The sequence below is a fragment of the Actinophytocola gossypii genome (assembly GCF_025165815.1).
In the GTDB taxonomy this organism is placed as follows: Bacteria; Actinomycetota; Actinomycetes; order Mycobacteriales; family Pseudonocardiaceae; genus Actinophytocola; species Actinophytocola gossypii.
In genome coordinates, this window is record NZ_JAFFZE010000027.1 from 87,198 (window position 1) to 108,488 (window position 21,291).

The 21,291-nt window shown below is 71.4% G+C and carries 21 protein-coding genes and 2 pseudogenes; 11 read left to right on the forward strand and 12 right to left on the reverse strand.

The features are described from left to right. Window positions 1–12: 12 nt before the first annotated feature. The gene (locus JT362_RS32090) at window positions 13–1,326 is read left to right on the forward strand and encodes a dicarboxylate/amino acid:cation symporter (RefSeq protein ID WP_260195634.1); all 1,314 of its coding nucleotides are present in this window, start codon (window positions 13–15) and stop codon (window positions 1,324–1,326) included. A 63-nt stretch (window positions 1,327–1,389) separates the two neighbouring features. Here JT362_RS32090 and JT362_RS32095 read toward each other — a convergent pair whose 3' ends face one another. Beyond that, the gene (locus JT362_RS32095) at window positions 1,390–1,683 is read right to left on the reverse strand and encodes an iron-sulfur cluster biosynthesis protein (RefSeq protein WP_260195635.1); all 294 of its coding nucleotides are present in this window, start codon (window positions 1,681–1,683) and stop codon (window positions 1,390–1,392) included. A 151-nt stretch (window positions 1,684–1,834) separates the two neighbouring features. On the opposite strand from JT362_RS32095, the gene JT362_RS32100 reads away from it, so the two are divergent. Together JT362_RS32100 and JT362_RS32105 are read left to right on the forward strand one after the other, a co-directional pair. Next, window positions 1,835–2,263: an ATP-binding protein gene (locus JT362_RS32100; protein WP_260195636.1), complete on the forward strand. Its 429-nt coding sequence runs from the start codon at window positions 1,835–1,837 to the stop codon at window positions 2,261–2,263. Next, window positions 2,260–3,063 (forward strand): RNA polymerase sigma factor SigF, encoded by an 804-nt coding sequence (locus tag JT362_RS32105; protein WP_260195637.1) that lies wholly within the window; start codon window positions 2,260–2,262, stop codon window positions 3,061–3,063. Before JT362_RS32100 ends, JT362_RS32105 begins: the two co-directional genes overlap by 4 nt. Window positions 3,064–3,251: 188 nt before the next feature. Here the strand turns inward: JT362_RS32105 and ku are convergent, their stop codons facing one another. The 3 genes from ku to JT362_RS32120 form a co-directional block, all read right to left on the reverse strand. Next, the gene (ku, locus tag JT362_RS32110) at window positions 3,252–4,133 is read right to left on the reverse strand and encodes a non-homologous end joining protein Ku (RefSeq protein WP_260195638.1); all 882 of its coding nucleotides are present in this window, start codon (window positions 4,131–4,133) and stop codon (window positions 3,252–3,254) included. 89 nt (window positions 4,134–4,222) lie between these two features. Then, entirely contained in the window at window positions 4,223–4,483 is a 261-nt protein-coding gene (locus JT362_RS32115) for a hypothetical protein (protein ID WP_260195639.1), read from the reverse strand. Between the two features lie 21 nt (window positions 4,484–4,504). Further along, entirely contained in the window at window positions 4,505–5,308 is an 804-nt protein-coding gene (locus JT362_RS32120; RefSeq protein ID WP_260195640.1) for a class I SAM-dependent methyltransferase, read from the reverse strand. A gap of 65 nt (window positions 5,309–5,373) precedes the next feature. Here JT362_RS32120 and JT362_RS32125 point away from each other — a divergent pair, with 65 nt between their 5' ends. The 7 genes from JT362_RS32125 (at window position 5,374) to JT362_RS32155 (ending at window position 13,140) form a co-directional block, all read left to right on the forward strand. Next, window positions 5,374–5,982 (forward strand): GNAT family N-acetyltransferase, encoded by a 609-nt coding sequence (locus JT362_RS32125; protein WP_260195641.1) that lies wholly within the window; start codon window positions 5,374–5,376, stop codon window positions 5,980–5,982. 10 nt (window positions 5,983–5,992) lie between these two features. Continuing rightward, complete coding sequence (locus JT362_RS32130; protein ID WP_260195642.1) at window positions 5,993–7,015, forward strand: LacI family DNA-binding transcriptional regulator; 1,023 nt, start codon at window positions 5,993–5,995, stop codon at window positions 7,013–7,015. 221 nt (window positions 7,016–7,236) lie between these two features. Continuing rightward, window positions 7,237–8,604: an ABC transporter substrate-binding protein gene (locus tag JT362_RS32135; RefSeq protein ID WP_260195643.1), complete on the forward strand. Its 1,368-nt coding sequence runs from the start codon at window positions 7,237–7,239 to the stop codon at window positions 8,602–8,604. Between the two features lie 68 nt (window positions 8,605–8,672). Continuing rightward, a complete protein-coding gene (locus JT362_RS32140) occupies window positions 8,673–9,626 on the forward strand; it encodes a carbohydrate ABC transporter permease (protein ID WP_260195644.1) in 954 nt (317 codons plus the stop codon). A 3-nt stretch (window positions 9,627–9,629) separates the two neighbouring features. Then, a complete protein-coding gene (locus JT362_RS32145) occupies window positions 9,630–10,505 on the forward strand; it encodes a carbohydrate ABC transporter permease (protein ID WP_260195645.1) in 876 nt (291 codons plus the stop codon). Between the two features lie 4 nt (window positions 10,506–10,509). Continuing rightward, window positions 10,510–12,126 (forward strand): glycoside hydrolase family 13 protein, encoded by a 1,617-nt coding sequence (locus tag JT362_RS32150; RefSeq protein ID WP_260195646.1) that lies wholly within the window; start codon window positions 10,510–10,512, stop codon window positions 12,124–12,126. A 21-nt stretch (window positions 12,127–12,147) separates the two neighbouring features. Continuing rightward, window positions 12,148–13,140 carry an LLM class F420-dependent oxidoreductase gene (locus JT362_RS32155; RefSeq protein ID WP_260195647.1) on the forward strand — a complete coding sequence of 331 codons (993 nt, stop codon included), beginning with the start codon at window positions 12,148–12,150 and terminating at the stop codon, window positions 13,138–13,140. Here the strand turns inward: JT362_RS32155 and JT362_RS32160 are convergent. After that, a complete protein-coding gene (locus tag JT362_RS32160) occupies window positions 13,109–13,828 on the reverse strand; it encodes an SDR family NAD(P)-dependent oxidoreductase (protein WP_260195648.1) in 720 nt (239 codons plus the stop codon). The genes JT362_RS32155 and JT362_RS32160 overlap by 32 nt on opposite strands. A 70-nt stretch (window positions 13,829–13,898) precedes the next feature. Between JT362_RS32160 and JT362_RS32170 the strand changes: the two genes are divergently transcribed. Beyond that, entirely contained in the window at window positions 13,899–14,723 is an 825-nt protein-coding gene (locus JT362_RS32170) for a LysR family transcriptional regulator (protein ID WP_311202783.1), read from the forward strand. Here the strand turns inward: JT362_RS32170 and JT362_RS32175 are convergent. The 7 genes and pseudogenes from JT362_RS32175 to JT362_RS32205 all read right to left on the reverse strand — a co-directional run. Further along, the gene (locus JT362_RS32175; protein ID WP_260195649.1) at window positions 14,701–16,197 is read right to left on the reverse strand and encodes a hypothetical protein; all 1,497 of its coding nucleotides are present in this window, start codon (window positions 16,195–16,197) and stop codon (window positions 14,701–14,703) included. The genes JT362_RS32170 and JT362_RS32175 overlap by 23 nt on opposite strands. A 41-nt stretch (window positions 16,198–16,238) precedes the next feature. Beyond that, a complete protein-coding gene (gene gcl / locus JT362_RS32180) occupies window positions 16,239–17,939 on the reverse strand; it encodes a glyoxylate carboligase (protein ID WP_260195657.1) in 1,701 nt (566 codons plus the stop codon). Window positions 17,940–17,953: 14 nt separating this feature from the next. Continuing rightward, window positions 17,954–18,859 (reverse strand): 2-hydroxy-3-oxopropionate reductase, encoded by a 906-nt coding sequence (locus JT362_RS32185; RefSeq protein WP_260195650.1) that lies wholly within the window; start codon window positions 18,857–18,859, stop codon window positions 17,954–17,956. Continuing rightward, window positions 18,838–19,611: a hydroxypyruvate isomerase family protein gene (locus tag JT362_RS32190; protein ID WP_260195651.1), complete on the reverse strand. Its 774-nt coding sequence runs from the start codon at window positions 19,609–19,611 to the stop codon at window positions 18,838–18,840. The genes JT362_RS32185 and JT362_RS32190 overlap by 22 nt, the downstream gene beginning before the upstream one ends. Before the next feature lie 19 nt (window positions 19,612–19,630). Then, the gene (gene sucD / locus JT362_RS32195; RefSeq protein ID WP_260195652.1) at window positions 19,631–20,524 is read right to left on the reverse strand and encodes a succinate--CoA ligase subunit alpha; all 894 of its coding nucleotides are present in this window, start codon (window positions 20,522–20,524) and stop codon (window positions 19,631–19,633) included. Window positions 20,525–20,695: 171 nt separating this feature from the next. Next, window positions 20,696–21,016, reverse strand: a pseudogene (locus JT362_RS32200) (succinate--CoA ligase subunit alpha); the annotation flags it as partial. Window position 21,017: 1 nt separating this feature from the next. Next, window positions 21,018–21,291: pseudogene (locus tag JT362_RS32205) on the reverse strand (ADP-forming succinate--CoA ligase subunit beta); the annotation flags it as partial.

Sequence of the window (21,291 nt, forward strand, 5' to 3'; positions counted from 1 at the left end):
TTGAATGGGACCATGGCAACGCAGGAGACCCGGCGCCCACGATCGCGCCGCACCACGTTCTTCGGCATCGCGGTACTCGCCGGGCTGGTGCTCGGCGCGCTGCTCGGCTTCGTCGCCAAGCAGGCCGAGGTGTCCTGGCTCGCGACGACGCTGTCTCGGATCGGCGACGTCTTCGTCAGCCTCGTCCAGTTCACCGTCATCCCGCTGGTGTTCACCGCGATCGTGGTCGGCATCACCAGCCTGCGCCAGCTCGGCGGGGCGCGCACCGCGGCCCGGCTCGGCGGGCGCACGCTGATGTGGTTCGCCACCACCTCGCTGATCGCCGTGCTCATCGGCATCGCGATCGGCGCCGTCGGGAACCTGGGCAGCGGGGTGACGGTCACGCCGTCCGAGGACGCGGTCTCCTCCGTGGCCGAGCGCGCGCAGGGCGACTGGTGGTCGTTCGTGCAGAGCATCGTGCCCACGAACCTGTTCACCGCGTTCGCCGAGGGCCAGATCCTGCAGGTCGTGTTCATCGCGCTGCTCGTCGGTGCCGCCGCCTACGCGCTGGGCGACCGGGCCGAGGCGTTCGTGACCGTCAACCGGGCGTTCTTCGACATCATCCAGAAGGTGCTCGGCTGGATCATCTGGCTGGCGCCGCTCGGCGTGCTCGGCCTGCTCGGCAACGCGTTCGCCAGCTACGGCAACGAGTTCTTCGCCCCGCTGCTCTCGCTGATCGTCGCGGTGTACCTCGGCTGCGCGCTGGTGCTGTTCGTGGTCTACCCGATCCTGCTGCGCACCGTCGGCGGGACCAGCCCGGTGGCGTTCTTCCGCGAGTCGTGGACCGCGCTGCAGTTCGCGTTCGTGTCGCAGTCCTCCGGCGCGACGCTGCCGCTGTCCCGGCAGGCCGCGGTGAACCTCGGCGTACCGCGCGGCTACGCGAGCTTCGCCGTGCCGCTTGGCACGACGACCAAGATGGACGGGTGCGCCGCGATCTTCCCGGCGATCACCACGATCTTCATCGCCAACATGTTCGGCATCTCGCTCGGTTTCGGCGACTACCTGCTGATCGTGCTGGTCGCGGTGTTCGGCTCACTGGCCACCGCGGGCACCACCGGCTGGTTCACGATGCTGACGCTCACCCTGGCCGCGGTGAACCTGCCGGCCGAGGTGATCGCCACCGGTGTCGCGATCGTGTTCGCCATCAACCCGATCCTGGACATGATGCGGACCGCGACCAACGTGGCCGGTCAGATCGCGGTGCCGGTGATCGTGGCGTCCTCGACCGGGATCCTCGGCGAGGAGGCGGAGCAGGAAGAGTCCGAACAGGACTTGGTACCGGCGTAGAGAAGTGCAGGAACCGGCGGGGGCCGGGCGGACCGGCTGGACTGGTTTCGCCCGGCCCCGCCGTCAGGCTCGCTCCATCACGGCGAAGTTCAGCTGCCCGTCGGCGTCCTGCTGCACGTCCAGGACCTTGTCCGACAGGAAGTCCGCGGCCTGCTGCTCGAGGAACACGTTCGCCCCCGTCTCCGCGGTGACCACCTGGTCACCCTCGGCCGGAGCGGACGTCACGGCCAGTGCCAGCGCGGCCTGGGAGTCGGTCTCGTTCTGCATCGAGAACCGCAGCCCGCCCTGGTCGGTCACGCCACCCTGGGCGGTCAGCGCCGTGATGGCCTCGGCTGCCGCTTCCGTAACCGCCAACATGTTGGCTCCTTCTCTTCGACGGCATTGCCCGTCCCACCGTAGGCGGGTCAGCGCGACAGCGCCGAACTGGGCGGGTTACCGTTGTGCGCGCACGGCTGACCCGCCGGTCACGCCGGGTTTCCCGACTCAAGATTGTGGGTAGAAGAACGCCATGAGCGACGGAAGCGGGGCCGGGCGTCCGGAGGAGATCGAGCTCCGAATCGGGGCGGAGCTGACGAACCTGCCCATCATCCGGTCCCTGGCCGCGAGCATCGCGATGCGCGCCGACTACGACCTGGACGCGATCGCCGATCTCAAGCTGGCGGTCGACGAGGCGTGCTCGACCCTCATCACCAGGGCGTCGGACGGGGCCGGCCTCGTGTGCGTGTTCACCGTGGCCAAGGACGAGATCCGCTTCCAGGTGTCGATCAAGTCGACCAGCGACGCCGCGCCGAGCAGCGACTCGTTCGGCTGGCGGGTGTTGACCACGCTGACCGACCACGCCGACAGCTGGGTCGAGCGCAACGGCCAGGACGGGTCGCGGCCGGAGCACCTGGTGCACATCGCACTGGCCAAGCGCCGGGCGGACGGTCCGGCGTGACGAACACGCAGAGTTCGCACGCCGGGAACCGCTCGGACACCGGCTACGAGCATCTGACCCCACTGTTCACCGAGCTGGCGAACCTCGCGGAGGACGACCCCCGCCGCAGCGAGGTCCGCAACCGGCTGGTGACCGGGCACCTGCCGCTGGCCGAGCACATCGCCGCCCGGTTCAGCAACCGAGGGGTACCCCGCGAGGACCTGGTCCAAGTGGCCACGCTCGGCCTGATCAACGCGGTCGACCGCTTCCAGCCGGACCGGGGCACCGACTTCCTGTCCTTCGCCGTCCCGACCGTGATGGGCGAGGTCCGGCGGCACTTCCGCGACGCCAGCTGGTCGATGCACGTGCCTCGCCGGCTCAAGGAACTGAACCTGGCGATCAACGCGGCCAGCGCGGAGCTGTCCCAGCGCCTCGGCCGGGCGCCGACCCCGTCCGAACTGGCCAGGCACCTGGACCTGAGCCTGGAGCAGGTGTACGAGGGCCTGGAAGCGGGCAACGCCTACCACTCCATGTCCCTGGACGAGGCCCTCTCCCCCAACGCCGACTCCGACTCCCTCGGCGAGACCCTCGGCGAGCCGGACAGCGCCCTCGCCGGCGTCGAGGACTACGAGTCCCTCCGCCCGCTGATCGAGCGCCTACCCGAGCGGGAGCGCCAGATCCTCACCCTGCGGTTCTTCCGCCACATGACCCAGACCCAGATCGCGGACCGCATCGGCATCTCCCAGATGCACGTCTCCCGCCTCCTGGCCCGCACCCTGGAAACCCTCCGCCAGGGCATGCTCACCGACGACCCCGACTGACCCCACCCCGCACGGGAACGTACGACTCACCACCCGGGAACGTACGACTCGCGACCCTCGCGAGTCGTACGTTCCCGGCGCGCGAGTCGTACGTTCCCGTCGCGCGAGTCGTACGTTCCCGTCGCGCGAGTCGTACGTTCCCGTCGCGCGAGTCGTACGTTCCCGGGGCGGCGGGCGAGGTGGGAGGGTCAGCGGCGGCGGGTCGAGGCGCGGGGGCGGGAGGCGGCGCGGGCGGCCTTGGTCCTCGCCTCGGCCGCACGATCCGCGGCGGCCTGGGCGTTCGCGACGGCGCCCTCCTGCGCGCCCTGCTTCTCGGACAGGGAGCCGCGCAGGGCGGTGAGCAGGTCGGCGGCGCCCTCGTCCTGGCGGGCGGCCGTGGGGCGCACCAGCTCGTCGCCCTCGATCTTGGCGCGGACCAGCTCGCGCAGGGCCTCGGCGTAGCGGTCGGTGTAGCGGGCCGGGGTGAACCGCTCGCTCAGCGCGTCGATCAGGGACACCGCCTCGGCCAGTTCGTTCTCCGCGATGTCCACGTCCTGGTGCAGGAACGGGAACTCCGGCGACCGGATCTCGTCCGGCCACAGCATGGTCTCCAGGACGATCACCTGCTCCCGGACCCGGAGCAGCCCCAACGACTCCCGCTGCCGCAACGCCACCTTCACGATCGCCACCCGGCCCGACTGCTGCAGCGCCTCGGAGAACAGCACGTACGGCTTCGTCCCGGCCGGCTCCGGCTCCAGGTGGTACGCCCGGGCGAGGTAGACGGGGTCGACCTCGGCCAGCGGCGCGAACGACTGCACCTCGATGGCCTTGGACGTCGACAGCGGCAGCGTCGACAGGTCATCCTCGGTCAGCATCACCGTCTCGCCGCCCGGCATCACGTACCCGCGGGCCACCTCGCCCGCCGGCACCGGCTCCCCGTCGACCTCGCACACCTTGCGGTGCCGGATACGGCCGCCGTCGGCCAGGTGCAGCTGGTGCATCCCCGTCACCTGCTCCTCGGTGGCGCCGTACGCGCGCACCGGGATGTTCGCCGCACCGATCCTGATCGAGCCGTTCCAGACGCTGCGCATGGGCGCTCCTCCCGTTGGCGACACCAGCACATTATAGCCGACAATCCCCTGGTCACAGGCCCAAACGGGGGATTCAGTCGAACAAATGTTCACCCTCGGCGAGGGCGTCCGCGGCGTGTCCGGCGGCGCTCGACGCGGCCGCCAGGACCTCGGCCAACGGACCCGTCCGGACGGCGGCCAGACCCGACAACGCGGCCGCGGAGATGACGCTGCCCGGACACCAGCTGGGCGAGCACCCGCTCCAGCTCCTCCGGCGGCAGGGACGGCAGGGCGACGGCCAGCTCCGCCGCGCACGACTCGAGGTGCGCGGTCAGCACGGACGCCGGGAGGATCACCGCCACGGCGGCCATGCTGCCACCGCGGCCGCGTCGTCAGGCCGCGACACTCCGGCGCCGGTACACGCCGACCAGCGTCGGCAGCCGCACGTAGTTCGCCCGCGATCCGGCCGCCTCGGCGAACCCGGCCAGGCAACGCTCGCCGGCCTCCTCGGTGGTGATGCCGAGCCGGATCGCCGCGGGGAGGGTGGAGGCGTACGACCGCTGCAGGAACTCCTCGGTGTCCGCGAGCGGCAGCAGCACGCCGGACACGTCTGTGCCGTCCGGGGCACCGACGCCGGCGGCCACGAAGTGCGCCGGCAGCCGCAGCCCGCACCTCGGGTCGCCGCCGGTCCGCTCGTAGACGCCGTCCATCACCCGCTCGAACTCGTCCCAGCACGGCAGCCTCGGCATGGACGCCATCCCGGCCGTGTCGTAGTCCTGCGCGACCAGTACGCCGCCCGGCGCGACGAGCTCCCACAGCCGGCGCAGCAGCGCGACCGGGTCGGGCAGGTGCATGAGCACCAGTCGCACGTACACCACGTCGAACCGTCCCAGGTCGAGTGCGTGCACGTCGCCCTCGACGAAGGAGACCTCCGCGTCCACCTCGCTCCGCAGCACCGCCACCGCCTCGGCGCCGATGCGGCCGTCCAGGTCGACGCCGGTGACCGAGCCGGACGGCCCGACCCGCTGCGCGAGCAGCCGCATCACCTCGCCCGGGCCGCAGCCGACGTCGAGGCAGCGCGCCCCGGGTGCGACCCCGACCTGGTCGAGCAGCCGCGTGGTCGCGGGTTCCCAGATCCTGGCCTGGGTCCGCAGCCGCCGGTACTCCGTGGACGTGCGCGGCAGAAGGTAGGTCACGAGCGCAGAACCTAGCCGCCGGAAACCCGGTGCACAACGCTTCGCCGCCCTGTCAGGATCGCCGCATGGACGTCTTCCTGGCGACCGACCGGCTCCTGTTGCGCCGGTTCGCCGACGGCGATGCCGACTACCTCGTCGAACTCGACAGCGACCCCGAGGTGATGCGCTACCTCAACGGCGGTCGGCCCACCGCGCGCAGCCACATCGAGAGGTCCGTGCTGCCGACCATTCTCGGCGAGTACGAGCGCGACCCCGACCTCGGCGTGTTCGCCGCGTTCGCCAAGAAGGACGGCTCTGTCGACAGTGCTGTCGACAGTGCTTTCGTCGGCTGGTTCATGCTCCGCCGGGACGAGGCCGGGCCGCGGGACGAGGCCGAGCTCGGCTACCGGCTGCGGCGGGCCGCGTGGGGCCGGGGCTACGCCACCGAGGGCTCGCGCGTCCTGCTGCACCACGCCTTCGCGACGATCGGGCTGCGCCGGGTGCACGCCGAGACCATGGCGGTCAACGCCGGCTCCCGGCGGGTGATGGAGAAGCTGGGCCTGCGCTACGAGACCACGTACTTCCCGCCGTTCGCGCCGATCCCGGGGTCCGAGCACGGCGAGGTCCGGTACGGGCTCGACCGTGAGACGTGGAACACCGCAAACGAGCGCAAGAACTTGCACGGATTGTCGTAGAGTTGCGGTCATGGCGCAACGACGGCTGTCCGAAGTGGCCCAGAAGGTCGGTGTCAGCGAGGCGACGGTGAGCCGGGTGCTCAACGGCAAACCGGGCGTGTCCGAGGCGACCCGCCAGGCCGTGCTCACCGCGCTGGACGTGCTCGGCTACGAGCGGCCGACCCAGCTGCGCGGCGAGCGCGCCCGCCTGGTCGGGCTGGTCCTGCCCGAGCTGCAGAACCCGATCTTCCCGGCACTGGCCGACGTGGTCGGCAGCGCGCTGGCCCAGCAGGGTTTCACGCCGGTCCTGTGCACCTGCACCGGCGGGGTGTCCGAACCGGACTACGTCGAGCTGCTGCTGGCCCAGCAGGTCTCCGGCGTGGTGTTCGCCGGCGGCAGCCATGCCCAGGCCGAGGCCCCGCACGACCACCACTACGAGCTGGCCCAGCGCAAGCTCCCGGTCGTGCTGGTCAACGCCTCGATCGACCTGGACTACCCGGTGGTCTCGTGCGACGACGCGGTCGCCGTCGAGCAGGCGTTCGGGCACCTCGCCGCGCTCGGCCACGAGCGGATCGGCATCGTGCTCGGACCCCGGGACCACCTTCCGTCGCGGCGCAAGCTGGTTGCGTTCCAGCGGTGCGCCGAGCGCGCCGGGCTGACCGTCGACGAGCGGAACGTCGGCCACACGATGTTCTCCGTGGAGGGCGGCCAGGCCGTCGGCAACCGGCTGGTGCAGAACGGCGTCACCGGGCTGATCTGCGCGAGCGACCCGCTGGCGCTCGGCGTCATCCGCGCGGTGCGCCGCCTCGGCCTGAACAACCCCGACGACGTCTCGGTCATCGGCTACGACGACTCCGCGTTCATGACCTGCACCGACCCGCCGCTGACGACGGTCCGCCAGCCCATCGAGGCGATGGGCCGGGCCGCGGTGGAGCTGCTGGTCAACCAGATCGCGGGCATCGAGGTGTCCATGGAGGAACTGCTCTTCGAGCCCGAGCTCGTGGTCCGCGCCTCCGCCGCCCCGGCCCGCACCCGCCGCACCACCCCCGCCTGACCCGCGAGTCGCACCTTCCCGACCTCCGAGTCCCCCGTTCGCGATGGCCTGCGAACGGGGGATTCGCGTGTCCGGAGCGTACGACTCGCGCGACGGGAACGTACGACTCGCGGGTTAGTCTTGATTTTTCGCTTTGTTGTTTGAGTCTTGCGTTGGGATGTTGGGGGTCTTATGGTGTGGCTCACAGATTTTCGCCCGGTCCTCACCACGCAAGGGTTCCCATGAGCACAACCATCCAGCGCGGATCACTCGCCCTGGTGCTGGCGGCCGGCCTCGGCCTGACCGTCACCGCCTGCGGGAGCGACTCCGACGACGCAGGCGCCGGCGGCAAGGTCACGATCACCGTCAACGGCCAGCCGCCCAAGACCCAGCCGTTCGACCGCAAGATCTTCGACGAGGACGTGGCCGCGTTCGAGGAGGAGCACCCGGACATCGACATCCAGCCCCGCGAGGGGTTCATGGACCCGAAGACGTTCTCGTCCAAGCTCGCCGGCGGCCAGCTGGAGGACGTGTTCTACGTCTACCTGACCGACCCGGCGAACCTCATCGCCCGGCGCCAGGCCGCCGACATCACCGACCACCTCGACGACGTCCCCTACGTCGACCAGCTCCAGCCCGAGCTCAAGGACATCTTCACCGACGACGACGGCCGCGTGTACGGCCTGCCGACGGCGAACTACTCGATGGGCCTGCTCTACAACCGCACGCTGTTCACCGAGGCCGGCCTCGACCCCGACCAGCCGCCGACCACCTGGGACGAGGTGCGCGAGGCAGCGAAGAAGATCACCGCCCTCGGCGACAACACCGTCGGCTTCGCCGAGTACAGCAAGAACCACCAGGGCGGCTGGCACTACACCGCCTGGATGTACTCGATGGGCGGCGACATCGCCGAGAAGCAGGGCGCCGGCTGGGCCTCCGCGTTCAACAACGACACCGGCCGCGAGGTCGCCCAGACCCTCAAGGACATGCGCTGGGAGGACGACACCATGGGGCAGAAGCAGCTCCTGGTGATCGAGGACGTCCAGCGGATGATGGGCGCCGGCCAGCTCGGCATGTACCTCGCCGCGCCGGACAACGTGCCGACGCTGGTCAACCAGTTCAACGGCGACTACGCCGACTACGGCCTCGCCCCGATGCCCGGCGGCCAGGGCACCCTGCTCGGCGGCGAGGGCTACATGTTCAACCCGAAGGCCTCGCCGGAGAAGATCCGCGCCGGCCTCCAGTGGATCCAGTGGAAGTACCTCAACCCGGACCGGATGGACGCCAACCTCAAGCGCTACGCCGACCAGGGCCAGCCGATCGGCCTGCCCGCCTCCCCCACCCCGGACATCTGGGTCGACGGCGAGGTGCGGGACAAGCAGGAGTCGCTGAAGGCGAAGTACGCCACCGTCCCGGTCGCCAACTACCAGTCCTTCGTGGACGGCCTGACCGAGCTGGAGAAGAAGATCGAGCCGCCGAACGCCCAGCAGGTGTACGCCGCGCTGGACAACGTGATGCAGGGCGTGCTGACCGACCGCGACGCCGACGTCAACCGGCTGCTCGACGACGCGGAGACCAAGGCCAACCAGGCACTCGCGCAGGTCAGGTAAACCGAGCCGGTCCGGCAGGGGGGAGCGCACCCCTCCCGGCCGGGCCCTCCACGGAGGCCCACCAACGAATGTCAACCATCACGAGCCGGGACGCGTCACCCGTCGCCCCGCGCCGGAGCCCGCCGGCGCGGAGCGCGCAGGACCGCGCCGGCCGGCTGCGCCGCACGGTGGCCGACAACCTCACCGCGTACGGGTTCCTCAGCGCCGCGCTGGTGGTCTTCGCGCTGTTCTCCTGGTACCCGATCGTGCGCGGGGTCCTGCTCGGCTTCCAGCAGGTCAACTTCGTCACCGACCCGGTCTGGGTCGGCTGGGAGAACTTCGAGCGGCTGTTCGCCGACCCGCTGTTCCTGACCGCCTGGCGCAACACGCTGCTGTTCACCGGGCTCGCGCTGGTCATCGGCTTCGCGATCCCGTTCGCGGTCGCCGTCGTGCTCAACGAGCTGCGGCACGCCAAGGGCTACTTCCGGATGGTGGTCTACCTGCCGGTGATGCTGCCGCCGGTGGTGGTCGCGATCCTGTGGAAGTGGTTCTACGACCCCGGCCCCGGCCTGTTCAACACCCTGCTGCGCGGCGTCGGGCTGCCACCGCTGGCCTGGCTCAACTCAACCGACACGTCGATGCTGTCGCTGGTGCTGGTGGCCACCTGGGCGTCGATGGGCTCGGCCACGCTGATCTACCTGGCCGCGCTCGCCACGATCCCCGGCGAGCTGTACGAGGCCGCCGAGCTGGACGGCGCGAACCTCTGGCAGCGGCTGCGGCACGTGACGATCCCGCAGACCCGGTTCGTGCTGCTGGTGATGATGCTCATGCAGATCATCGCCACCATGCAGGTGTTCACCGAGCCGTACGTGATGACCGGCGGCGGACCGGAGGACTCCACGGTCACCGTGCTCCTGCTGCTGTACCGGTACGCGTTCACCTACAACGACTTCGGCACGGCGAGTGCGATGAGCCTGCTGCTGTTCGTCTTCCTCGGCGGGTTCTCCGCCCTGTACCTGCGGCTCACCAGGACGAGGAGCTGAGTCATGTCGACGAGAACGCTGCTGTCCCCGTGGACGCTGGAGCGGCCGCGCGGGAAGATCGGCTACTGGCTGGTGTTCACCGTGGTGTTCGCGCTGTTCACCCTGGCGTTCGTGGTGCCGCTGGTGTGGATGCTGCTCGGCGCCATGAAGACCGCGCCCGAGCTGGCCCGCAACCCGCCGACCCTGTTGCCCGAGCGGTTCAACGTCGACTCCTATGTGGACGCGTGGAACTTCATGGAGCTGGCCGGGTACTTCCGGAACACGGTGATCGTCGCCGGTGGGGCGTGGCTGTTGCAGCTGGCGGTGATCGTGCCGGCGGCGTACGCGCTGTCCAAGCTCCGGCCGGTGCTCGGCAAGTGGATCATGGGGTTGATGCTCGCGACCCTGATGCTGCCGGCGTCCGCGCTGCTGGTGCCGACGTACCTGACGATCACCGAGGTGCCGGTCGTCGGCGTGAACCTGATCAACGAGCCGGCCGCGATCTGGCTGCCGGCCGCGGCGAACGCGTTCAACCTGTACCTGTTGAAACGGTTCTTCGACCAGATCCCGACCGAGCTGCTCGACGCGGCCCGGATCGACGGCGCCGGCAGCGTCACCACGATGGTGCGCGTGGTGCTGCCGCTGTCCCGGCCGATCCTCGCGGTGGTCTCGATCTTCGCGATCGTGGCCGCCTGGAAGGACTTCATCTGGCCGCTGCTGGTCCTGCAGGACCCCGGCGTCCAGACCCTCAGCGTGGCGCTGCAGCGCTTCGAACCGGACACCCCGATCAACGTGATGCTTGGCGGCCTCGTGCTGGCGAGCCTCCCGATGGTCGTGGCGTTCCTGATCTTCCAAAGGCAGATATTGGCCGGCCTGACCGCCGGCGGTCTCAAGGGGTGATGTAGTGACACAGCTCGACTGGTGGCGCGGCGCGGCCATCTACCAGGTGTACGTCCGCAGCTTCGCCGACGGCGACGGCGACGGCACCGGCGACCTCACCGGGGTGCGCGCGAAGCTCGGCTACCTGGCGGAGCTCGGCGTCGACGCGATCTGGTTCAACCCGTGGTACCCGTCGCCGATGGACGACGGCGGCTACGACGTGTCCGACTACCGCGACATCGAGCCGGCGTTCGGCACGCTCGCGGAGGCCGAGAAGCTGATCGAGGAGGCACACACCCTCGGCATCCGGATCATCATCGACATCGTGCCGAACCACTGCTCCGACGAGCACCCGTGGTTCGCCGCCGCGCTCGCCGCCGGCCCGGGATCGCCCGAGCGGCAACGGTTCTGGTTCCGCCCGGGCCGGGGCGAGCACGGCGAGCTGCCGCCGAACGACTGGCAGTCCCGGTTCGGCGGGCCGGCGTGGACGCGGGTCACCGAGCCGGACGGCTCGCCCGGCGAGTGGTTCCTGCACCTGTACTCCTCCCGCCAACCCGACTTCAACTGGACCAACCCGCAGGTGTCCGAGGAGTTCGAGGACATCCTGCGGTTCTGGTTCAACCGGGGCGTCGACGGCTTCCGCATCGACGTCGCCGACGGGCTGGTGAAGGCCGACGGGCTGCCCGACCACCCGGATCCGCTGGTCGGCCCGTTCCCGTACTCGGACCTGGACGGCGTGCACGACATCTACCGCGCCTGGCGCCGGATCGCCGACGGCTACCAGGACAAGCGGGTGTTCGTCGGCGAGATGTGGCTGCCCGACCCGGAGCGCTTCGCCATGTACCTGCGCCAGGACGAGCTGCACTCCGCGTTCAACTTCGACTTCCTGTCCTGCCCGTGGGAGGCCGACCGGCTGCGCGAGGTGATCACCGCGACCCTGGCGGCGCACGCGCCGGTGAACGCGCCGGCCACGTGGGTGCTGTCCAACCACGACGTCACCCGGCACGTCACCCGCTACGGCCGCGCCGACACGTCGTTCTCCTTCGCCGACCGCCAGCACGGGGCCCCGACCGACCCCGTGCTCGGCACCCGCCGGGCCAGGGCCGCCGCCCTGCTGACCATGGCCCTGCCCGGCGGCGTGTACATCTACCAGGGCGAGGAGCTGGGCCTGCCCGAGGTGGCGGACCTGCCCGACGAGGTGCGCCAGGACCCGGTCTTCAAGCGCACCGCCGGCACCGACATCGGCCGCGACGGCTGCCGGGTGCCGATCCCGTGGTCGGGCGAGGCGTCCCCGTACGGCTTCAGCACGGCCGGGATCGAGCCGTGGCTGCCGCAGCCGGCGGGCTGGGCGGCGTTCACGGTGGAGCACCAGACCGGCGACCAGGACTCGATGCTCGAGCTGTACCGCCGTGGCCTGCGGCTGCGCCGCGAGCACCCGGCGCTGGGCGACGGGCCGATGACGTGGATCGCCGGCCTGCCGGCCGACGTGCTCGGCTTCGACCGGGGACACGGGTTCGCCTGCGTGGTCAACCTGTCCGGCGGTCCGGTCGAGCTGCCGGCGCACGAGGAGGTCCTGCTGACCAGCGGCCCGCTCGACGGGTCGGCGCTGCCGCCGGACACCGCGGCCTGGTTGCGCGGGTGAATCCGCCCTACTCTCGGGCGGATGGAGATCACTGTGGTCGCCGCCTCCCGGGAGGACGGGCGGCCGGCCGAGGAGGCGGTGCGGACCGCCGTGGTCGCGGACCGGCTCGGGTACCGGGAGGTGTGGCTCGGCGAGGGGCCGACCTGGGACTCGTTCGTGTTGGCAACGGCGGTCGGGTCGGCCACCGGGCGGATCGCGCTGACCGCCGGGCCGGTGCCGGTGTCGGTGCGGGATCCGGCGACGCTGGTGCGTGCCGCGGCCGGGATCGAGGCGGTCACCGGTCGTGCGGTGGGGGTCGCGCTCGGCACCTCCAGCGTCCGCGTGGTCGAGGGCGTGCACGGGCGGTCGCGGGCGAAGCCGGTCGGTGACCTGCGCGCGGCCGCCCGCGCCTACGCCGCCCACCGGCGGGGCGAGTGGTTCGGTGCCCGCGACGACCACGGCTTCCGGCCGCGGTTGCCGGCCGCGACCGGGCCGCTGACGGTGGCGGCCTTCGGCGACAAGGCGGTCGCCGTCGCGGCCCGGTACGCCGACCGGATGCTGCTCGACCTCGTCACCGTCGAGCAGGTCCGCGAGCTGCGCGCGAAGCTCGACGCCGCGGCCGAGCGCGAAGCCCGCCCCGCGCCCCGGCTCGCGGCCTGGCTGCCCGCCGCGATCGATCCCGACGACGCCTCCTACGCCCAGCTCATGCGTGCCATCGTCGGCTACTTCCCGGTGCGGGGTTACCGCGAGGTGTTCCAGCGGGCGGGGTTCGGCGCCGCGATCGACCTCGCCGACCGCGGCGCAGGCCTCGACGCCGTCCTCGCCGCGCTGCCCGAGCACGCCGCGCGGACCGTCGGCCTGGTCGGTGACCTCGACACCGTCCGGGCCCGGCTGGCCGAGTACGCGGCGGCCGGGCTCGACGAGGTGGCGCTCGTCCCCGCCACCGCGGGCGACCCGGCCGGCGAACGGACCCTGACCGCCCTGGCGCCCCTGCTGGATCAGCTCACCACGGAACCGGACCGTCCTCCGAGGTGAAGGTGGCGGTGGGACCGTCCTGGCCGAGCGTCGCCATCGCGACGGCGATCGCGGCGCCCTGGTCGGGGCCGCGGCCGCCGTCGTGGCCGTTGAGGTCGGTGGCGACGTAGCCCGGGCACACGGCGTTGACCAGGATTCCCCTGTCCCGCAGGTACTTCGCGTACTGCGCGGTGACCGCGTTGAGTGCCGTCTTGGACACCGGGTAGGCGAGCAGGGCGGGCAGCTCCGCGAGGTGCCCGCCGTCCCGGGCGGTCATGTCGGCCAGCGAGCCGACGCTCGACGACACGTTCACCACCCGCGCGCCCGGTGCCAGCAGCGGCAGCATCGCCTCGGTCACCGCGATCACGCCGAACACGTTGACCTCGAACACCTGCCGGACGCCGGGCAGCGGGTCCGCGCCGGGTGTCTGCGGCAGCTCACCGACGATCCCCGCGTTGTTGACCAGCACGTCGAGCCGGCCGAAGCGGGTCTCGACCTCCTTCGCCGCCCGCTCGACCGTGCCGTGGTCGGTCACGTCCAGCTCGACGCCGTGCACGTCGCCGGTCAGCCGGGCCACCGCGTCCGCGCGGCGCGCCCGGTCCCGCGCGCCGACCAGGACCGTCATCCCCCGCCGCGCCAGCTGGTCCGCGATGGCGAACCCGATCCCCTTGTTCGCGCCGGTGACCAGCGCGATCTCCTTCTCACTCATGCCGACCAGCCCACCAGCGGGCGGCGGAAAGCACCAAGACCGGTTGGGTGCGGACCGATACTCTGCCGGTATGGAAAGCCGGGAGCTGGCCTACTTCGTGGCGGTCGCCGAGGAACTGAACTTCGGGCGGGCCGCCGAACGGCTCGGCATGGCCCAACCGCCGCTGTCCCGCGCGATCCAGCAGCTCGAACGCCGGCTCGGTGTCCGGCTGCTGACCCGCACCAGCCGCCGCGTGGAGCTGACCCCGGCCGGCGAGGTGCTGCTGGCCGAGGGCCGCACGGCGCTCACCGCACTCGCGGCAGCCGAGGAGCGGGCCAGGCGTGCCGCGGACCCGAAGCTCGTTCTCGCGCTGAAGCCGGGCGGGGACGCCGGTCTGCTGGAGAAGATCCTGGCGCGCTGCGCGGCCGAGGAGATCGCCGTGGAGCCGCGGTTCTGCGCGATCGGCGAACAGGAGGGCCTGCTGCGCGGCGGCGAGGCCGACGTGGCGCTGCTGCACCTGCCCTACGACGAGCCGGCCGACCTGGCGACCGAGGTGCTCCTGGTCGACCGCGAGATCGTGCTGATGCCGAGCACCCACCGCCTCGCCGACCGCACCGAGCTGTCCAGGGCGGACCTCGACGGCGAGGAGGTCTTCGAGTGGACCGACGAGTGCCCGGCGGTGGGCGGGCCGATCCGGGACACCGGGCAGGTCGGCACGCTGGTCGCCCTCGGCCAGTTCGTCGCGGTCATGCCGGAGTCCTTCGCCGAGTACGTGCCGCCGAACCTCGCGGCGGTCCCGCTGACCGACGGGAACACCTCGACGGTGGTCCTCGCCTGGCCGGCGGAGAGCCGGTCCCGCGAGCTGGCCAGGTTCGTGCGAGTGGCGGCCGGGGTCACAGCCCCAGCTGCCACCTGATGCTCATCCGGCTGGTTTCCGAATAGCGGTTCAGCTCCTGGCCGGCGGACTCGGGCGAGTCAGGCAGTGGGCTGCGCACGTGCGGCAGCCGCTCCACCGGGGTCCTGGCCATGGTCACGTTCAGGAAGCCGAGCACGCGGGTGAACAGCTGGTCGACGAACACGCCGGGGTCCGCGTACAGCTCGCCGGGGTGCGGCTCGCGCACGCCCCAGGCCGGTGCGCCGCCGAAGCAGTCGATCATCGCGGACAGCTCGCGGGACCGCGACGCCGGCAGGGCGAACAGGACGCTGGTCCGCGCGGGCGACTCGGCCGACAGGAACCCGCGCAGTGCCTCCGCGTGCAGCGAGTCGCGCAGGGCGGTCAGGCCCTTGACCAGGTAGCAGCCGGGTGTGCGGTCGGCCAGCAGCGCGGCGAGGTGCTTGTTCTTCTCCCGCACCCGCTTCACCCACTCCTGGCGGTGCCAGCCGGCCAGGTGCTGGTGCCGCTCCCCCAGGTCCAGCACCTGGTGCGCCACCACCGCCGACACCTCGACCGCGGCCAGCAGCAACAGCACCACGTCGTCCAAAGTAGACAGAACGGCCGTACGGGTGTCGTTGCTGGCGGCCCGGTTCACCGTCTGGTGCAGCTCGTCGCGGGCCTGCAGCGCCCGTGCGACCCGCTGCACCAGCGCCCCGGCCAGCTCGGCCAGCCGCGGGTCGCCGATGGCCTCGGACTCCTGGTGGCAGGCGGCCGACCAGCGCCACACCGCGGGCATCAGCTCCATCGCGCCGACCGCGAAGTAGCCGCCGCGCCGCATCGGGAAGTGCGCCTCCCGGTTGCGGATCACCGAGTACACGCCCTGCGCGCGCAGGTACAGCCCGACGATCGCGATGGCGTCCAGGGTGCGCAGCACCTTCGTCCGGGACGAGCGGCCGCGGGACAGGTACAGGTACGGCCGCTCGGTCACGAACAGGTCCGCGTCCATGCCGAGCGCCACCTGCAGGGCCAGCGCGTCGGCCTCGCGCCGGTCGGCGGCGAGCTTCGGCGGCAGGTCGGTGTAGGCCACCGCCTCGTCGCGCGCGCGCCGGTGCTTGTCCATGTACGCGGTGCCCCGAACGGGTCTTCGGCCGGTGCAGAACACGATGCCCCGGCTGTCGGGGCGACCGTCCGGCGGGTCGACGGTCACCCAGCCCTCGTACGCCCGGCCGCCGTCGGTCAGCTCGTAGGCCGTGGTGCCGGGCGGCGGGCCGTCGTCGGCGTACCGGAAGCAGATGACGTTGTCGTGCATGAGCAGCCCGGTGAGCACCTCCTCGGGGCCGACCCGGAGCAGCTCCGCCGGAACCCGGTACAGGGCACCGTCGATCATCACCCGCAGCTTCCGCAACGGCGCCCGACCCGCGAACGGCGACTCGTCGGAGTCGTGCGGATCGGGGTCGTCCGGCCACTCGATGTGCGAGCTGAGCATGCCGTGGTGCTGCCCGAGTCGTGGGATCACGTCGTTCCGCCCCGTCCCAAGAACCAACCGAGGAGGGCATGCTAGTCGGCGGTCCTGGCCAGTTCCGGTGCGGGTTCGAACTCCTTGACCGCGTCGATGGAGACCGGGCCCATGGCGGCGTTGGCCTCGCGTTCGACCATCACCTCCACGAGCACCGGCAGCTGCTGGGCGTCCGACTCCGCCTGCGCCCAGGCGAGCGCGTCGCGGAGGTCGCCCGGCTGCTCGACCCGCCGCGCGGGACAGCCGAACGCCTCCATCAGCTTCACGTGGTCGATGCCGCCCTCGCCGTAGTGCAGGTCGACGGCGTAGTTCATGTCGTACGGGATCTCCGCCTGCCGGATCAGGCCCAGGTACTCGTTGTTCACCATGACGATCACGAACGGGATGCGGTACTGCGCGGCGACCGCGATCTCCTCCATCAGGAACTGGAACGAGTAGTCCCCGGCCACCGCGACCACCCGCCGCTCCGGGAACGCGCACTTGACGCCCATCGCGGCCGGCACCTCCCAGCCGAGCGGTCCGGCCTGCCCGCACACCAGGTACCGGCGCGGCAGGTACGTGTGCTGGAACTGCCCGGACCAGATCTGGTACAGCCCGATCGCGGTCACGAACGTGGTGTCCGGCCCGAAGAACTCGTTCAGCTCCCGGTACACCCTCGGCGGCTTGATCGGCACGTCGTCGAAGTCGTCGCGGCGGCCCAGCGTCGACCGCAGCGACGCGACCCGCGCGGGCCAGTCGCGGGTGCGCGGCGGGGCCGACAGCGCGCGGGCGCACTCGGCGAACGCGGCCAGCGTGGGCCGGGCGTGGCCGACCACGCCGAGGTCCGGCTCGAACACCTTGCCGAGTTGGGTCGGCTCGATGTCGACGTGGATGAACGTGCGTCCCTTCGTGTAGACGGACAGGTCACCGGTGTGCCGGTCACCGAAGCGGGCGCCGACGGCGAGCACCAGGTCGCTCTCCAGGAAAGCCTGGTTGCCCCACCGGGTCTGGGTCTGCAGGCCAGCCATGCCGGCGAACAGCTCGTGGTCCTCGGGGAACGCGCCCTTGCCCATCAGCGTGACCTGCACGGGGATGTTCAGCGAGGTCGCCAGGTCGGCGAGTTCCTCGGTGGCGTCGCCGATGATCACGCCGCCGCCGGCGAGGATCAGCGGGCGTTCGGCCGACAGCAGCAGGTCCACCGCGGCCCGCACCCGCGCCGGCGACGGCGCCGGCACCTCGACCGGCAGCGGCTCGTCGAGCGCCGGGTCGTACCGGCAGGTCCCGCGCTGCACGTCCAGCGGCAGGTCGATCAGCACCGGGCCGGGACGGCCGGAGCGGGCGATCCGGAACGCCTCCCGGAACACCCACGGCGCCTGACCGGGCTCCTTGAGCTGCACCGCCCACTTGGTCACCGGCTTGGCGATCTCGACGATGTCGACCGCCTGGAACGCCTCCTGGTGCAGCTTCGCCCTCGGCGCCTGGCCGGTGATGCAGACCATCGGGATGGAGTCGGCGAGCGCGGTGTAGAGCCCGGTGATCATGTTGGTTCCGGCAGGACCGGAGGTGCCGATGCACACCCCGACCTTGCCGGTGACTCTGGCCCACCCGTCGGCGGCGTGCGTGCCGCCCTCCTCGTGGCGCACGGTGATGTGCCTGATCCCCGACGTGCGCATCGCGGCGTAGAGCGGCAGGATCGCCGCGCCGGGGATGCCGAACACGGTGTCGACGCCCTCGGACTCCATGACCGCGACGGCGGCCTCCATGCACGGAACGGTGTTCACGCGGCGTCTCCCTTGCCGGAGAGGGACTCCGCGACCTTCAGCAGCGCGGAGTGGTCGAGCGAACCGTGCCCGCTGGCACGGGCGGAGGCGATCAGCTGCGCGACGAGCCCGCCGACCGGCAGCGCCACCTCGGCCTCCCGTGCGGCGTCGAGCACGATGCCCATGTCCTTGTGGTGCAGGTCGATCCGGAACCCGGGCGCGAACCGGCGGGCCACCATCGACTCACGCTTGAGGTCCAGGATCCGGCTGGCGGCGAGCCCGCCGGCGAGCACGTCGAGCCCGACGCCCGCGTCCAGCCCGGACGCCTCCAGCAGCACGATCGCCTCGGCGACGAGCGCGTAGGTGCCGCCGACGACGAGCTGGTTGGCGGCCTTCACCGTCTGCCCGGCGCCGTGCGGGCCGACGTGCACGACGGTCTTCCCGAGCACGTCGAAGACCGGTGCCGCGGCGGCGAAGTCCTCGGCCGGGCCGCCGACCATGATGGACAGCACGCCGTCGATCGCGCCCTGCTCACCGCCGGACACCGGGGCGTCCAGCACCCGGACGCCCTTGGCGGTGCCCTCCTCGGCGATCCGGCGGGAGGTCTGCGGCCGGATCGAGGACATGTCGACGTAGAGCGTGCCCGGCTTGGCCGACTCCAGCACGCCGCCGTCGCCGAACGCGACGGCCTCCACCTGCGGGTGGTTCGGCAGCATGGTGATCACCACGTCCGCCTCGGCGGTGGCCCGCGCGACGCTGGTCGCGACCGTGCCGCCCTCGGCCGCCAGCCGTTCCAGCGACGACGCCACCAGGTCGAACCCGACGACGTCGAAACCCGCGCGCAGCAGATTCGACGCCATCGGACTCCCCATGATGCCGAGCCCGACGAACCCAATGGTTGTCACGTGTACTCCTTCAGCCATCGGAAGCTGTCCGCGCTGGGGCCGACCGGCTTGTACTCGAGACCGACGGGCCCGGTGTAGGGGCTCGCGGCCAGCAGGCCGAACACCTCCGTCCAGTCGATGCCGCCGGTGCCGGGCTGACCGCGGCCCGGGTCGTCGGCGATCTGGACGTGGCCGAAGCGGTGGGCGCCGCTGGTGATCAGCGCCGCGATGTCCTCACCCATCCGGTGCAGGTGGTAGAGGTCGGCCAGGAACGCCGTACCCGGTACCTGGTCGACCACCTCGAGCGCGGCTGTCGAGGAGCAGAGCGGGTACCGGGGGTTCTCGTGCGAGTTGATCGCTTCGATCACGACGGTGGCGCCGATCCGGTCGGCGGCGGTCGCCGCCATGGCCAGGTTCTCGAGCGCGAGGTCGTGGTCGGTGTCGTCGGCGAGGTTGCCGTACAGGGCGTTCAGCACTCGGCAGCCCATCCGCCCGGCGAAGCCGACGGCAACGTCGATGTTGTCGCGGAACCGCCGGCTGGTCGACCGGGCCGACAGCAGGCCGCGGTCGCCGGATGCCATGTCGCCGGCGTCGAAGTTCAGCCCGACGAGGCTGACGCCCGCGCTGCCGATGGCGTCGGCCAACGCGTCCAGTTCGCGGTCGGCGGGTGTCGGGCCGCTGAACGGCCACCACAGCTCGACCGCGTCGAACCCGGCGGCGGCCGCGGCGGCCGGACGCTCCAGCAGGGGCAGCTCGGTGAACAGGATGGACAGGTTGACGTCGAAGCGCACGTGTACTCCTCAGGCAGCGTCAGGTGACGGTCTGGACCATGCTCTGCCGCGCGAGTTCGGCGGTCTCCGACGGGGTCTTGCCGACCTTGACCCCGGCCGCCTCCAGGGCCTCCTTCTTCGCCTGCGCGGTCCCGGACGAGCCGGACACGATCGCCCCCGCGTGGCCCATCGTCTTGCCCTCGGGCGCGGTGAACCCGGCCACATACCCCACGACCGGCTTGGTCACGTGATCGGCGATGTACGCCGCGGCACGCTCCTCGGCATCGCCGCCGATCTCACCGATCATCACGATGACCTCGGTCTGCGGGTCGGCCTCGAACGCCGCCAACGCGTCGATGTGCGTGGTACCGATCACCGGGTCACCCCCGATCCCCACCGCCGAGGAGAACCCGATGTCGCGCAGCTCGTACATCAGCTGATAGGTCAACGTCCCGGACTTCGACACCAGACCGATCCGGCCCGGACCGGTGATGTCGGCCGGGATGATCCCCGCGTTGGACTTACCGGGGCTGATCACACCCGGACAGTTCGGGCCCACGATCCGGGTCTTGTTCCCGGTCGCGCACGCGTGCGCCCAGAACGCCGCCGTGTCGTGCACCGGGATGCCCTCGGTGATCACCACCGCCAGCGGGATCCCCGCGTCGATCGCCTCCACCACAGCACCCTTGGCGAACTTCGGCGGCACGAACACCACGGTGGTGTCCGCCCCGGTCCGGTCCATCGCCACGGCGACCGAGTCGAACACCGGCAGGTCCCGGCCGCCGATCTCCACGGTTTGGCCGCCCTTGCCCGGGGTGACGCCGCCGACCACGTCCGTCCCGGCCGCGAGCATCCGCGCGGTGTGCTTGCGCCCCTCGGCGCCGGTCATGCCCTGAACGATGATCTTCGAGTCCTCGGTGAGGAAGATGGCCACTGCACGCTCCTATGCGACGGCTAGTTCGACGGCACGGCGGGCCGCCGCGTCCATGGTGTCCACTCGGGACAGACCGGGCAGGTTCGCGTCGTCGAGGATCTGGCGGCCCAGCGCGGCGTTGTTGCCGTCCAGGCGCACGACGATCGGTTTGTCGACCGTGCCGAGCAGTCTGCCCTCGGTGATCACCACCGCCAGCGGGATCCCCGCGTCGATCGCCTCCACCACAGCACCCTTGGCGAACTTCGGCGGCACGAACACCACGGTGACGTCGGCGCCGGTGGCCGCCATGGCCTCGCCGACGGAGTTGAACACCGGCAGCGTCAGGCCGTCCTTGACGTCGGAGAAGTCGGCCGACTGGCCGCCCTTGCCCGGCGTGACGCCGCCGACGACGTTGGCGCCGGAAGCCAGCATGCGGCGGGTGTGCTTGGTGCCCTCGGCACCCGTCATGCCCTGAACGATGATCTTGCTGTCGTCGTCGAGGAAGATGGCCATCTCACGCCCCCTGTGCGGCAAGCTCGGCGGCCCTGCGTGCCGCGTTGTCCATGGTGTCGACCTGCTGCAGCCCCGGCAGCGCGGCCTCGGTGAGGATCCGGCGGCCCTCCTCGGCGTTGTTGCCGTCGAGCCGGACCACGATCGGCTTGGTCACCGCGTCACCGCGGGACCCGAGCAGCTGGAAGGCCTGCACGATGCCGTTGGCGACCGCGTCACACGCGGTGATACCACCGAACACGTTGACGAACACACTGCGCACGTCGGTGTCGGACAGG

Coding starts and splice junctions, on each gene's coding strand:
- JT362_RS32135 (WP_260195643.1), top strand. CDS start 7,237: ATGAGCACAACCATCCAGCGCGGATCACTCGCCCTGGTGCTGGCGGCC.
- JT362_RS32140 (WP_260195644.1), top strand. CDS start 8,673: ATGTCAACCATCACGAGCCGGGACGCGTCACCCGTCGCCCCGCGCCGG.
- gcl (WP_260195657.1), bottom strand. CDS start 17,939: ATGGAGGCCGCCGTCGCGGTCATGGAGTCCGAGGGCGTCGACACCGTG.
- JT362_RS32185 (WP_260195650.1), bottom strand. CDS start 18,859: ATGGCTGAAGGAGTACACGTGACAACCATTGGGTTCGTCGGGCTCGGC.
- JT362_RS32170 (WP_311202783.1), top strand. CDS start 13,899: ATGGAAAGCCGGGAGCTGGCCTACTTCGTGGCGGTCGCCGAGGAACTG.
- JT362_RS32155 (WP_260195647.1), top strand. CDS start 12,148: ATGGAGATCACTGTGGTCGCCGCCTCCCGGGAGGACGGGCGGCCGGCC.
- ku (WP_260195638.1), bottom strand. CDS start 4,133: ATGCGCAGCGTCTGGAACGGCTCGATCAGGATCGGTGCGGCGAACATC.
- JT362_RS32115 (WP_260195639.1), bottom strand. CDS start 4,483: ATGGCCGCCGTGGCGGTGATCCTCCCGGCGTCCGTGCTGACCGCGCAC.
- JT362_RS32095 (WP_260195635.1), bottom strand. CDS start 1,683: ATGTTGGCGGTTACGGAAGCGGCAGCCGAGGCCATCACGGCGCTGACC.
- JT362_RS32145 (WP_260195645.1), top strand. CDS start 9,630: ATGTCGACGAGAACGCTGCTGTCCCCGTGGACGCTGGAGCGGCCGCGC.
- JT362_RS32090 (WP_260195634.1), top strand. CDS start 13: ATGGCAACGCAGGAGACCCGGCGCCCACGATCGCGCCGCACCACGTTC.
- JT362_RS32125 (WP_260195641.1), top strand. CDS start 5,374: ATGGACGTCTTCCTGGCGACCGACCGGCTCCTGTTGCGCCGGTTCGCC.
- JT362_RS32160 (WP_260195648.1), bottom strand. CDS start 13,828: ATGAGTGAGAAGGAGATCGCGCTGGTCACCGGCGCGAACAAGGGGATC.
- JT362_RS32100 (WP_260195636.1), top strand. CDS start 1,835: ATGAGCGACGGAAGCGGGGCCGGGCGTCCGGAGGAGATCGAGCTCCGA.
- JT362_RS32130 (WP_260195642.1), top strand. CDS start 5,993: ATGGCGCAACGACGGCTGTCCGAAGTGGCCCAGAAGGTCGGTGTCAGC.